12 protein-coding genes and 1 pseudogene are annotated in these 12934 nt (G+C 58.3%); 8 read left to right on the forward strand and 5 right to left on the reverse strand.

The genetic code is table 11. The features are described from left to right. Positions 1–125: 125 nt before the first annotated feature. The 7 genes and pseudogenes from cobA to infC form a co-directional block, all read left to right on the forward strand. Positions 126–911 (forward strand): annotated as a pseudogene (gene cobA, locus ACR0I7_RS05315) (uroporphyrinogen-III C-methyltransferase); the annotation flags it as partial. Beyond that, entirely contained in the window at positions 911–1225 is a 315-nt protein-coding gene (locus tag ACR0I7_RS05320; RefSeq protein WP_480509139.1) for a DUF2849 domain-containing protein, read from the forward strand. The pseudogene cobA and the gene ACR0I7_RS05320, both read left to right, overlap by 1 nt. Positions 1226–1296: 71 nt before the next feature. Next, on the forward strand, positions 1297–2961 hold the full coding sequence (locus ACR0I7_RS05325; protein WP_480509141.1) for a nitrite/sulfite reductase: 1665 nt from the start codon (positions 1297–1299) through the stop codon (positions 2959–2961). Then, positions 2951–3712 carry a phosphoadenylyl-sulfate reductase gene (locus ACR0I7_RS05330; RefSeq protein WP_480509143.1) on the forward strand — a complete coding sequence of 254 codons (762 nt, stop codon included), beginning with the start codon at positions 2951–2953 and terminating at the stop codon, positions 3710–3712. The genes ACR0I7_RS05325 and ACR0I7_RS05330 overlap by 11 nt, the downstream gene beginning before the upstream one ends. Further along, positions 3709–4116 (forward strand): DUF934 domain-containing protein, encoded by a 408-nt coding sequence (locus tag ACR0I7_RS05335; RefSeq protein ID WP_480509145.1) that lies wholly within the window; start codon positions 3709–3711, stop codon positions 4114–4116. The genes ACR0I7_RS05330 and ACR0I7_RS05335 overlap by 4 nt, the downstream gene beginning before the upstream one ends. Positions 4117–4223: 107 nt before the next feature. Continuing rightward, complete coding sequence (locus ACR0I7_RS05340) at positions 4224–5057, forward strand: ferredoxin--NADP reductase (protein ID WP_480509147.1); 834 nt, start codon at positions 4224–4226, stop codon at positions 5055–5057. Between the two features lie 240 nt (positions 5058–5297). Further along, the gene (infC, locus tag ACR0I7_RS05345; protein WP_480509718.1) at positions 5298–5759 is read left to right on the forward strand and encodes a translation initiation factor IF-3; all 462 of its coding nucleotides are present in this window, start codon (positions 5298–5300) and stop codon (positions 5757–5759) included. 86 nt (positions 5760–5845) lie between these two features. Here infC and ACR0I7_RS05350 read toward each other — a convergent pair whose 3' ends face one another. Together ACR0I7_RS05350 and ACR0I7_RS05355 are read right to left on the reverse strand one after the other, a co-directional pair. Next, positions 5846–7168 carry an aspartate aminotransferase family protein gene (locus ACR0I7_RS05350; RefSeq protein WP_480509149.1) on the reverse strand — a complete coding sequence of 441 codons (1323 nt, stop codon included), beginning with the start codon at positions 7166–7168 and terminating at the stop codon, positions 5846–5848. 1 nt (position 7169) lies between these two features. Beyond that, positions 7170–7949 (reverse strand): beta-keto acid cleavage family enzyme, encoded by a 780-nt coding sequence (locus ACR0I7_RS05355; protein ID WP_480509151.1) that lies wholly within the window; start codon positions 7947–7949, stop codon positions 7170–7172. Positions 7950–8038: 89 nt separating this feature from the next. Here ACR0I7_RS05355 and ACR0I7_RS05360 point away from each other — a divergent pair, with 89 nt between their 5' ends. Continuing rightward, positions 8039–8941, forward strand: coding sequence for a MurR/RpiR family transcriptional regulator (locus tag ACR0I7_RS05360; protein WP_480509153.1), 903 nt, complete (start codon positions 8039–8041; stop codon positions 8939–8941). Positions 8942–8986: 45 nt separating this feature from the next. On the opposite strand, the gene ACR0I7_RS05365 is transcribed toward ACR0I7_RS05360, so the two are convergent. The 3 genes from ACR0I7_RS05365 to ACR0I7_RS05375 all read right to left on the reverse strand — a co-directional run bounded on the left by ACR0I7_RS05365 (position 8987) and on the right by ACR0I7_RS05375 (position 12799). Then, positions 8987–9778 carry an FAD binding domain-containing protein gene (locus ACR0I7_RS05365; RefSeq protein ID WP_480509155.1) on the reverse strand — a complete coding sequence of 264 codons (792 nt, stop codon included), beginning with the start codon at positions 9776–9778 and terminating at the stop codon, positions 8987–8989. A gap of 95 nt (positions 9779–9873) precedes the next feature. Next, the gene (locus ACR0I7_RS05370) at positions 9874–12234 is read right to left on the reverse strand and encodes a xanthine dehydrogenase family protein molybdopterin-binding subunit (RefSeq protein ID WP_480509157.1); all 2361 of its coding nucleotides are present in this window, start codon (positions 12232–12234) and stop codon (positions 9874–9876) included. Positions 12235–12313: 79 nt separating this feature from the next. Then, positions 12314–12799 (reverse strand): (2Fe-2S)-binding protein, encoded by a 486-nt coding sequence (locus ACR0I7_RS05375; RefSeq protein WP_480509159.1) that lies wholly within the window; start codon positions 12797–12799, stop codon positions 12314–12316. Positions 12800–12934: the final 135 nt, after the last annotated feature.

The raw sequence follows: 12934 nt of genomic DNA on the forward strand, positions 1-12934 counted from the left end.
CTTCCAATTCAAAACCACCGTTCCACCCCGCGCTCGATATAGAACATGCGTTCTTATTTGTCGGGATATATGGCGCAATACCGGGAATATTTCCTATATTGCAAGTCAAGTCAAACAACAGCCAAGGCATTCTGATGCAGGATACGCAAACATACGGAGCAGCAGGACACGTCGATTTTGTCGGCGCTGGACCCGGCGATCCCGAATTGCTGACCCTCAAAGCGCTGACTGCGTTCGAGCGCGCGGACATTGTGCTGCATGATCGCCTGATTAGCGATGCCGTTCTCGAGCTGGCCGGCGCGTCTGCCCAGCTGGTTGACGTTGGCAAAGCCGGCTTCGGCCCGTCGTGGAAACAGGAAGATATTGACGCATTGCTGGTCAGCTTCGCCCTGAAGGGGCAGCGCGTCGTACGGTTGAAATCCGGGGATGCGACCATTTTCGGACGTCTGGACGAAGAGATCGATGCGCTGGACGCAGCCGGTATTTCGTGGAGCATCGTTCCGGGTATCACCGCCGCATCCGCCGCCGTTGCCGAGATCGGCCAAAGCCTGACGCGGCGCGGGCGCAACTCGTCGGTGCGGTTGCTGACCGGTCACGACATGAAAGGCTTTGCCGATCACGATTGGGCTGCACTGGCCCGCGCCGGTTCTGTTGCGGCCATCTATATGGGCAAGAAATCCGCCCGTTTCATACAGGGCCGCCTGATCATGCATGGTGCGGACCGCAAAACACCTGTCACCGTGATCGAAAACGCCTCGCGCCCTGAACAGCGCATTCTGTCGACCACCCTGGATCAATTGCCAGGCGATCTGACTGCCGCCGAGTTCGGCGGCCCCGCCCTGACATTTTATGGCCTCGCACCGCGCCACGCGACCAAGGCCGCCACCGAATTCAAAAAGGAGCTTGCCTGATGGCCCGCGCTTTTACTCCCAAAGTTGTCACCGCCAACGACCTGCTGGAAGGCGACGTAATCTATCAGACCGAAGATGACCGCTGGTCGCGCGATCTGTCAGAGGCCGAGCTGATCACCGACGAAGCCCATGCGCAGGTTCGTCTGCTGGATGCGTCACGTCAGGCCAACACAATCGTCGGCGCTTATCTGGCCGATGCCGTCGCTGGCGAGAATGGCCCCGAACCCACCCACTTTCGTGAAGATTTCCGCCGCACCGGCCCGTCCAACTATGCCCATGGCAAACAGGAAACTTCCCCGCAACCTCGGGCCTGACTTCAGGCCCAATCCTCTCTTCCCTTTTCAAGGCCCCAGGGTTTCGGGGCTGCAACTAAGGACAGCTAGACATGTATCGCTACTCCGAATTTGATCACGAATTTCTGGCAGAGCGCAACGCACAGTTCCGCGCCCAGGTAGAGCGCCGCATTGACGGGTCGCTGACCGAAGACGAATTCAAACCTCTGCGCCTGATGAACGGCCTCTATCTGCAGCTGCACGCCTATATGCTGCGGGTCGCCGTCCCTTACGGCACCTTGTCCAGCGCACAAATGCGCCAACTGGCCCTGCTGGCCGAAAAGTGGGACAAAGGCTATGGTCATTTCACCACTCGTCAGAATATCCAGTACAACTGGCCCAAGCTGAACGACGTACCGGATATGCTGGACGCGCTTGCCGAGGTTGGCATGCATGCCATCCAGACCTCTGGCAACACGATCCGCAATGTGACCGCTGACCATTTCGCCGGTGCCGCCGCGGATGAAGTCGCTGACCCGCGCCCCTATGCAGAACTGCTGCGCCAGTGGTCGACCGACCACCCGGAATTCCAGTTCATGCCGCGCAAGTTCAAGATCGCAATCACCGGTTCGGAAAATGACCGTGCCGTGATCAAGGCGCACGATATCGGCCTGCAACTGGTCGAGCGTGATGGCGTTCTGGGGGCCCGTGTAATCGTAGGTGGTGGCCTTGGCCGCACGCCGATGATCGGCAAAGAGCTGTCCGAATTCGTCGCCTTTGACGACCTTCTGGCCTATCTCGAAGCCACCGTGTCCGTCTGGAACCAGATCGGCCGCCGCGACAACAAATACAAAGCACGTATCAAGATCACCGTGCATGAGAACGGCATCGACACGATCCGCGCCAAGGTTAATGAGCGCTTTTTGCAAACCCGCCCACAATTCAAGGGCGCTGACATGAAGCTTCTGGAAGAGATCAAGGGCCACTTTGCACCGCCCGCCTTCCGTGGGGGTTCGGTCGCGTCGTTCGAAGGCACCTATACCAACGATCCGGTCTTCCGTGCATGGGTCGACACCAACATCGCGCCGCACAAGAATGCGGACCACGCGATTGTCACGATCTCGATCAAGAAGCACGGCGCGACACCGGGTGACGCGACAGCTGAACAGATGCGCGTGATGGCCGATCTGGCCGAAGAGTTCGCCTATGACGAGCTGCGCATCAGCCACGAGCAGAATGTGATCCTGCCGCATGTCCATAAATCGGACCTGCCCGCGATCCACGCCAAACTGAAAGAACACGAACTGGCCACTGCCAATATCGGCCTGATCAGCGACATCATCGCCTGCCCCGGCATGGACTACTGTGCGCTGGCAACGGCTCGCTCGATCCCAGTTGCGCAGGAAATCGCAACCCGTTTCGAAGACCTCAAGCTGGAGCATGATATCGGCCATCTGAAGATCAAGATCTCGGGCTGCATCAACGCCTGTGGTCACCATCACGTGGGCCATATCGGTATTCTGGGTCTGGATCGTGCAGGCGTCGAGAACTATCAGATCACTCTGGGCGGCGACGGTACCGAGACGGCTGCGATCGGCGACCGCACGGGTCCGGGCTTTGCCTATGACGAGATCGTACCAGCCGTTGAGCGTATCGTGGAAACCTATCTGGAACAGCGCGACAGCGCCGACGAGACTTTCCTGCAGACCTACCGTCGCGTTGGTATGGCACCGTTCAAGGCAGCCCTCTACCCCGAGGCACAGGCGAATGCCGCTTGATCTGATCCAGACGGAGCTGGGTGCTGACCGCGCGGAACTGACCGAAAAGGTCGACGCGCTTAATGCCCGGTTCCGCCATCACAGTGCGCATGATGTGATGCACGGAGCGATCCACGAGATCGACGCGCTGGCGCTGGTCTCGAGCTTTGGGGCGGAATCCGTGGTGTTGCTGCATATGGCGGCCGTGGTCGACAAGGCTACGCCTGTCCTGTTCATCGACACGCAGATGCTGTTTGCCGAAACGCTGGAGTATCAGCACGAGGTCGGCGAACGCCTGGGCCTGACCAACGTCAACATCATCCACGCAGATGACGAAGATGTTGAGCGCGACGACCCTTACGGCGCACTGCACCTGCGCGATACGGATGCCTGCTGCAACCTGCGCAAGACCTTTCCGCTGCAACGGGCATTGACCGGGTATTGCGGCTGGATCACCGGGCGCAAACGGTTTCAATCGGGCTCTCGCGCGGCGCTTGAGTTTTTTGAGGTTGAGGACGGTACAGGCCGGATCAAAGTCAACCCGCTGGCCCATTGGGCGCCCGAGGATGTGCGCACCTACATGGATGAAAACAACCTGCCCCGGCACCCGCTGGTGGCCAAAGGATACCCTTCGATTGGCTGTGCGCCCTGCACCTCGCCGGTCAAAGAGGGCGAAGACCCCCGCGCCGGACGCTGGCGCGAACAAAATAAAGAAGAATGTGGCATCCATTTTGTTGACGGCAAAATGATCCGCGATGGAGAAACAACATGAACGTAATCGTAACAGACGAAGGCTTCGCCCCCGACGATTGGACCGATGGCTATGTCACACTGGAAGATGCAGCCAATGACGTGGTTGCATTGGATGTGGCCTCGGACACAGACCCGGACGACTTGATTGACCGTCTGGGCAGCGCCCAGATGGTGCGGGTGGATTTCCCGTCATTTGCGGATGGCCGGGGCTTTACCATTGCGCGTACCCTGCGCCTGAAAGGCTATACTGGTCGCCTGCGGGCCAAAGGACATGTTCTGGCCGACCAATATGCAATGGCACGCCGCAGTGGGTTTGACGAGGTCGAGATCGACGACGCACTTGCCACACGCCAACCCGAAGACCAATGGATGGCCCGCGCCGATTGGAAAGACCACAACTATCAGGCCCGCCTGCGCGGCTGATCCCGCCACTCGCCAGCTTGTGATGAAATAAGGGGCATCGCGCCCCTTTTCCTGACTTGGATCAATGATTAAACGGAGATGTCGGTTAAACAACCGATAGTGAAACGATGACAGAGATGAAACCCGTGACCGAAGCAACCGCCGTGAAGGCCCCCGTTCTGCCTGATGCGCAGACCGTAACAGATGTCAAACACTGGACGGACAGTCTGTTCTCGTTCAAGGTCTCGCGCCCCGCCTCGCTGCGTTTCCGCTCGGGCGAGTTTGTGATGATTGGCCTTCTGGGCGACAATGGCAAACCGCTTCTGCGCGCCTATTCAATCGCCTCGCCGTCTTGGGACGAAGAGCTCGAGTTTTACTCGATTAAGGTTCAGGATGGCCCGTTGACCTCGAAGCTGCAGCATATCAAACCCGGTGATCAGATCATCCTGCGGCCCAAGCCGGTTGGCACGCTGGTGCATGACGCCCTGCTGCCCGGCAAACGTCTGTGGTTCTTTGCCACCGGCACCGGTTTTGCACCGTTTGCCTCGCTGCTGCGCGAACCGCAGACCTATGAAGACTATGATGAGGTCATCATCACCCATACCTGCCGCGAAGTGGCCGAATTGGAGTATGGCCGTCAGCTGATCGAAGACATCCGTCAGGACGAAATGCTGGCAGAACTGATGGGCGAAGGTTTCGCGGACAAGATACGCTACTATCCGACCACCACCCGGGAAGAGAGCCCCAAGATGGGCCGCATCACCGAGCTGCTTAAAGACGGCACCGTTTTTGCGGATCTGGGTATCGACGGCGGCATTCAGGCCGAAACTGATCGAGCGATGGTTTGCGGCAGCCTTGCCTTCAACCATGATATCAAAGCGATCCTCGAAGAATTCGGCCTGCGCGAAGGCGCAAACTCTGAACCAAAAGAGTTCGTTGTCGAAAAGGCCTTTGTTGGCTGAACCTTTTTGCCGGCCCGGGAACCGCCCAGGGCCGGCATAGTTTACTGAAACCCGCGAAAATCAGGTATTTCCGTGCTTATGATGCTTGAAACACTGCGCGGGTCAGTCTAAATTCCGGGCTCGAAATTCTGCAATCATCAAAGGAATGAACCCATAGCCCGCAGACCTCACAACGCGCCGCCGCAACGAGATACCGGCCCGCGCGTCAATGACAAGATTCGTGCTCCCGAAATTCGCCTGATTGGCGCCGAAGGTGAAAATGTCGGAGTGGTTCATCCCGCGAAGGCCATGCAGATGGCAGCCGATGTTGGCCTTGATCTGGTTGAGATTTCGCCCAACGCGAACCCACCGGTCTGCAAAATCATGGATTTTGGCAAGTTTAAATACGAACAGCAGAAACGCGAAAGCGAAGCCCGCAAGAAACAAAAGATCATCGAGGTGAAAGAGGTCAAATTCCGGCCCAACACCGATACGCACGACTACGACGTGAAAATGCGCAACGTGTTCAAGTTTCTGGAAAACGGCGACAAGGTTAAAGTTACCCTGCGGTTCCGTGGCCGCGAAATGGCGCACCAAAATCTCGGCCGTGAATTGCTTGAGCGTGTGGCCGAAGACGTCAAGGAACTTGGGAAGATTGAGAACATGCCCAAGATGGAAGGCCGCCAGATGATCATGATGATCGGCCCGCTTCCTCAAAAATAATGCCTACACGGTATCGGAATGCGAACCCTGTCAGAGATGATCTGGCGGGGTTCTTTTGTTTTTGGCACAGGCGCGGGCAATCTTTGTCAGTCGGGCAATGACGCCGAAACTGCTTTTGCCAGCTTTGAAACCAGCTCCTCAATCTGCGCCTCTTCGATGATAAATGGCGGTGCAAGCAGAACGTGATCCCCGCGTCTGCCATCACGTGTACCCGACATAGGATAACAGATCAGACCCTCAGCAAACGCAGTTTTCTTGATCTTTCCCGCAACACCCGATGCCGGATCGAACGGTGCCCGTGTCTGGCGGTCAGCCACTAACTCAATCGCGCGGAACAGGCCTCGCCCCCGGATGTCGCCAATACTTGGGTGCTGCCCGAATGTCTGTTCAAGTTTTAGTTGCAGTACCGCACCCATGCGGCGCGCACGTGCGGGCAGATCGTTCGAAACCAATTGCTGCACAACAGCCAGGGCCGCCGCAGTGGCCACCGGGTGGCCGATATAGGTGTGGCCGTGCTGAAAGAAACCAGATCCGTCCCGCACCGCATCGTAGATCTGGCCCGAGCACATCATCGCGCCGATGGGTTGATATCCCGCCCCCAACCCCTTGGCGATGCACAGAATGTCGGGCGAAACCTTGTCATGATCGCAGGCAAACAGATGCCCCGTGCGCCCCATCCCGCACATCACCTCATCCAGGATCAACAATACGCCGTACTGATCGCAAATCTCGCGGATGCGCCGGAAATACCCATCTACGGCCGGAACAGCCCCAAGCGTTGCGCCAACAACCGGCTCGGCGATGAAGGCCATGACTTCGTCCGGGCCCAGCCGCAGGATTTCCGCTTCAAGCTCATTCGCAACGCGCTGACCATAGTCAAAGCTATTCTCGCCTTCCGGTTTCTCTGCATATTCATAGCAGGGCGCGATATGCGTCATCTCAATTAGCATCGGCGCGAACTGTGCCCTCCGCCACGCATTGCCGCCAGCTGACAACGCTCCTAACGTGTTCCCGTGATAACTCTGACGCCGTGCGATCACGCGGCGCCTTTGAGGCTGACCAATCTCGAGAAAATACTGGCGCGCCAGCTTGATTGCCGCCTCGGTGGCTTCGGACCCACCGGAAACGAAATAGACCCGATCCAAACCTTCGGGCGCGCGTTGGACCAGCAAATCTGCCAGCGCCTCGGCTGGCTCCGAGGTCATGAAACCTGTGTGCGCAAAGGCGATCTGCGCAACCTGATCCTGCACCGCTCTGATCACCGCGGGGTTTGAGTGGCCAAGGCATGACACCGCAGCATCACCGCAATCCAGATACCGTTTTCCTTCTGAATCAATCAGATAGCACCCATCTCCGCCCGCAACGACGGGCAGTTCAGCTCGGGTATGACGGGGAAAAACATGGCTCATCTCATTGTCCCTTCAGTCGTTCGACCAGTGCAGCAACCGAGGCCGCATTGTCGGCCCATGGCCTGCCATCTGAGCGTGTCAGGCTGTTTTCAAATCCGACACGAACATCTGCGCCGCGCCGTGCAGCCGCGCGTAAACAGGCGTGTTCCTGCGCCCCAAATGCGCACACCATCCAGGACGAGTTTGGCGCCGGAAACTGCTCCAGATCCTCGGGCGTGGATTCCTGCCCCGCCGCATACCGCCCGAGGACCAGCAGGCGATCCACCTGAGTGGTACGCACCGTCCCGTCCCGCTGCCAATCAGACAGCAGCTCTGCATCGGCCCTATCGTACAAAATGTGCTGCACACGCGTTCCCTGATCCGAGCACAGGCCATAGACCCCCTCGGCCATCTCGGGCACCCGCGCGATCTCGCGCACAGAGATTGAGGCCCATTCAGGTTGCACCTGCTGCAAGCAGTCGTACTGCGCCTGTACGCCAAACAGGCCCGCTGCCTCAGTCGTGATCTGAATATCCATCGATGGTGCGACGTGCCTGATTTCTCCGATTGCCTCACGATACCGCCCCGCGTCCAACGAATGCGTTCCCTGCTTATCCCGGACATGCAGATGCACCCCCTGCGCACCCATCGCATGGCAAGCGGCGGCGGTAGCTGCGATTTCTTCAACGGTGATCGGCAGGCTGGCATGGTCTTCATGCCCCCTGCGCGCGCCGTTTGGTGCAACGAGAATATACGGCAAACGATCCAGTCCCCCGTCTTTCTGTTGATGCCTGTCGGACATTACACGACCTCCACAATCAGGGTTTGACTTAATCTGCTCCCGTCTCGTTTTTCATTTACCATTTTAAAAACATATGTTTTTCTTTTCATATGACGCCAACGACAAAAGACCTCATTGACCAGCTGCGGCGCGAGATTGACACCCTGCCCGCGCAGCTTCAGGCCGCAAGCAAATACATCATCGATCATCCTGCCGATTTCGGGATCGACGCCATCAGGGTCAGCGCCGAAAAGGTCGGCGTCAGCACAAATGTATTTGTTAGACTATCCCACCACCTTGGCTTTGCAGGTTTCGAAGCGTTCCGCCGCCCGTTCCGTCGGGACCTCGTCACGGATCGCGAAGATCAGCTTGGCCAGGACTGGCTGAACAGAATGGCAGATGGCGACAGCTTTGCCGCGTCGCAGGCCGGTTTTGCCCGCAATGAGATCAATGTCGTCACCCGCTCTCTGCGCCTTAGCGAGCCCGAGAAGATCAGGCAAGCGGTGACCCTGATGACCTCCGCCAAACGCTGTTTTGTCACGGCAACGCGCGCCAGCTATGCGCTGGCGTATTACTTTCACTATGCGGGCCGGATGGCCCATCCAGGGCTACAGCTGGTCCCACGGCATATGGGGTCGGCCATTGATGATCTGCTAGAGGCTGATGAAACGGATTGCCTGTTTGCGATGACCGTTCATCCTTACTCCGCCGACACCATCCAATCGATGCGCTTTGCGCGAAAGCGGGGTGCCCGCATCGTGCTTCTGTCGGATAGCGAAGTCATCGCCCCCGGGCTGGAGCCCGACGTCATACTGAGAATCAGCACGCGGTCACAGCATCATTTTTCCAGCTATTCCGGTGCAATGGCTGTGTTGGAATGTCTGCTGGGGCATCTCTATTCTGCGAATGGTGAGGCTGCGCGGGAACGCGTCGAGGCGTATCGCACCATAAGAGAGAACACTGGCGCATATTGGCGGGCACCACCCCTGCCGAAGATTCGCCGCACAGAATAAGCCCCGGACAAATGTCCGGGGCTTGTTGTCGCGTTGATCAGTTGCTTACAGGCAGGCCTGCACAGCGCGCCGGGTCATGACACCCACAAGGTGGGCGCGGTATTCTTTGCTGCCATGCAGATCCCCGATCATATTCGTTGGATTAACCCGCAAATCCATCAGCGCATCGGGCCGGAACTCTTTGTTCAATGCCTCTTCTGCTTCGGACCACCGAAAGACACCGTCTTCGCTGGCGCCGGTGACCGCAACACGCACGCCATCCGCAAAGCGCGCGACAAATACCCCGACAAGAGCAAAGCGTGACGCGGGCTGCAGGAATTTCTGATAGCTGGCCGCTTCGGGAACCGGGACCTTTACGGTTGTGATAATCTCTCCCTCATCCAGCACCGTTGTAAACATGCCCTGAAAGAAGTCGTCCGCTGCAATCTGACGAGTGTTAGTCACAATCGTCGCGCCAGACGCCAGCGCCCCCGCCGGATAGCACGCCGCCGGATCATTGTTGGCAAGCGACCCCCCAATCGTTCCGCGATTACGGACCGCGGGATCACCAATATGCCCCGCAAGATCGGCCAGGGCCGGATAAGCAGCAGCCGCCTCAGCCGCCACCGTGGCATGGGGTGTCGCGCCACCGATGGCCAGTGAACCGTCATCTTCGACACACACACCCTGCATATCGGGAATCCCGCTCAGGCTGACCAGCGTCGAGGGCGCCGCCAAGCGCTGTTTCAGCGTGGGGATCAGCGTCTGGCCACCCCCAAGCGCCTGTGCGTCCTCTCCCCCAAGCGCTGCAGCTGCATCCGCTATGGTCGAGGGTCTTTCAAACTCGAAATTGTACATTTCGTTTCCTTTCCGAAAGGCGCAGGTCCGCCCTTCATCTGGCGATTAATACTTTTAAAAGCGCGAGGGGCTGGCCCCTCGCGCCCAACCTCATCTCAGCTGTTCATGGCGGCCCAGACACGCGACGGGCTCATGGGCATGTCAAGGTGATCGATCGACTTGCCCCCCGAATTCAACGCATCCAGCACCGCATTGACCACAGCGGGCGGCGACCCGATCGCGCCGGCCTCACCGCAGCCTTTGACGCCCAGCGGGTTGTGCGTACAAGGTGTCTGGCTGGAATGATCCACACCATAGAACGGCACATCATCCGCACGTGGCATGGCATAATCCATATACGACGCGCTGAGCAGCTGGCCATCTTCGTCATAGGCGCAGTTTTCCAACAGCGCCTGTCCGATACCCTGACCAATGCCGCCATGCACCTGACCATCGACAATCATCGGATTGATGATATTGCCGAAATCATCCGCCGCCGTGAACTTTTCGATGCTCACCTGACCGGTTTCCGGATCGACCTCTACTTCGCATGCATAGGCACCGGCCGGATAGGTGAAGTTAGCCGGGTCATAAAACGCGGTTTCTTCCAGTCCTGGCTCGACCTCCAGTGGATAGTTATGCGGTACATAGGCAGTCAGGGTTACATCGCCCCAGGCCACCGACTTGTCGGTCCCGGCAACGCTGAACTGTCCGTCCTTCAGCTCGATATCAGCCTCAGAGGCCTCCAGCAGGTGGGCCGCGATCTTCTTGGCCTTGTCGATCACCTTCTCGGCGGCCTTCACCATGGCCGAGCCACAGACCGCCAGCGAGCGCGAGCCATAGGTGCCCATGCCGAACGGGATCTTCGAGGTGTCGCCATGCACGATCTCAACCATCGACTCGTCGATGCCGATCATGTCGGCCACCACTTGGGGAAAGGCAGTCTCATGCCCCTGCCCATGGCTGTGCGCGCCGACCATGACACTGATCGAGCCTGTGGCGTTCACCCGCACGGTCGCTGCATCATAGAGACCCGCGCGGGCCCCTAGCATGCCAACGATATTGGACGGGGCAATACCGCAGGCCTCAATATAACAGTTGATGCCCAGCCCCCGGAACTTGCCATTGGTCTCGCTCTGCGAACGACGGGCGGCAAAACCGGCCAGATCGGCAGCAACCTCCAGCTTGTCCATGGTTCCGTTGTAGTCCCCGGTGTCATAAGTCAGCGCCACCGGCGTGTCGTAAGGGAACTGGGTGACAAAATTCTGACGGCGCAGGGCAATCGGATCGACCCCTAGCTCGCGCGCGGCCTTGTCGATCACACGCTCCAGCTGATAGGTCGCCTCGGGACGTCCGGCACCGCGATAGGCATCCACAGGCACCGTGTTGGTGAACATCGCCTTTACATTCACCTGAATCACCGGTGTCTTGTAGTTGCCTGCCATCAGAGTGCCATGCAACCAAGTTGGAACCGAGCTGGAGAAGGTCGAGAGATAGGCGCCCAAATTGGCGTAGGTATCCGTGCGCAAACCAACAAAGTTGTTGTCCGCATCCAGTGCCAGCTCGATCGTGCTGACATGATCGCGGCCATGGGCATCTGACATGAATGCCTCTGACCTGCTCGACGTCCATTTGATCGGACGGTTGCATGCCTTGGCTGCGAAGGTACAGAATGCCTCCTCGGCATAGTGGAAGATTTTGGTTCCGAAACCGCCCCCCACATCCGGGGCCACCACACGCACCTTATGCTCAGGCAGGCCTAGCACGAAGGCACACATTAACAGGCGGATCACGTGCGGGTTCTGCGAAGTGGTATAGAGCGTGTACTCCTCGGTCCCGCGTTTATATTCGGCCACAGCAACCCGCGGCTCCATCGGATTAGCGACAAGACGGTTGTTGACCAGATCTAGTTTGGTCACGTGGGCCGCATTGGCAAAGACCTCGTTGACTTTGTCATTGTCAGCTTCGCCGAGATGCCAATCATAGCAGATATTGTTTTTGAGATCGTCATGAACCAGCGTTGCCCCGTCCTGGGCCGCGGCTTTCATATCCATAACGGCGGGCAGCTCTTCGATGTCCAGATCGATGGCCTCGGCTGCGTCGCGGGCCTGTTCTAGGCTGTCCGCGACAATAGCCGCAATCGGATCGCCCACATGCCGAACCTTGCCCTGCGCCAGAATGGGGTGCGCGGGCTCTTGCATCGGTGCGCCATGGCGGTCCGTGACCTCCCAGCCGCAGGGAATGCCTCCAACCCCCTCGAAATCCTTACCGGTGAAAACCTTGACGACGCCGGGCATACCTTCGGCAGCCGAGGTGTCGATGCTGTTGATCCGGCCATGCGCAATATCCGAGCGCAGGAAATGGACATAGGCCTGACCTTGTACGTTGATATCGTCGGTATAATTGCCCGCTCCGGTCAAAAAGCGCACGTCCTCGCGACGCTTGGAACTGGCTCCGATGCCACTGTCTTTGGGCATTGCTTGTTCTCCTCCCATAAACGGATGCTGGCGCATCCTCTGTCATCCCACGGGCGTCCTCCTCACGCCCGCAGTGGCATCATTCAGCGGCGATGCTGCTGGTATCCTGACCTGACGCGGCCATGATCGCCTTGACGATGTTGTGGTACCCGGTACAGCGGCACAGGTTGCCTTCGAGGTATTTGCGTATCTCGGCCTCGGTCGGGCGCGGGTTGTCCTTCAACAGCGCGGCGGCGCTCATCACCATGCCCGGAGTGCAAAACCCGCATTGCAGGCCGTGATGATCCTGAAACGCCTGCTGGATGGTATTCAGCGATCCGTCCGCATTGGCCTGACCCTCAATCGTACCAACCTCGGCCCCATCAGCCTCAAGCGCCAGCATATTGCAGGATTTGATTGCCTCACCGTTTACATGCACGACGCAAGCACCGCATTGCGCGGTATCACATCCCACATGTGTGCCAGTCAGCGACAGGTGTTCACGCAGAAAGCTGGACAGCAAAGTCCGGCCTTCGACGTCACCGCTCACGGGGTTTCCGTTCACGGTCATTGAGACCTGTGTCATGAGTTCCTCCCAGTTCACATGTTTTGATTACGGCAAGTTAAACACGGGAATTTTCGTTTGAGAACAAAAATATTTCGTGATTCTCAAGAGCCCGGCGCCTCGCAATCATTAGAATTTATGTCGATTGTCCCAGTC

This window comes from Ruegeria sp. AM1 (genome assembly GCF_056540745.1).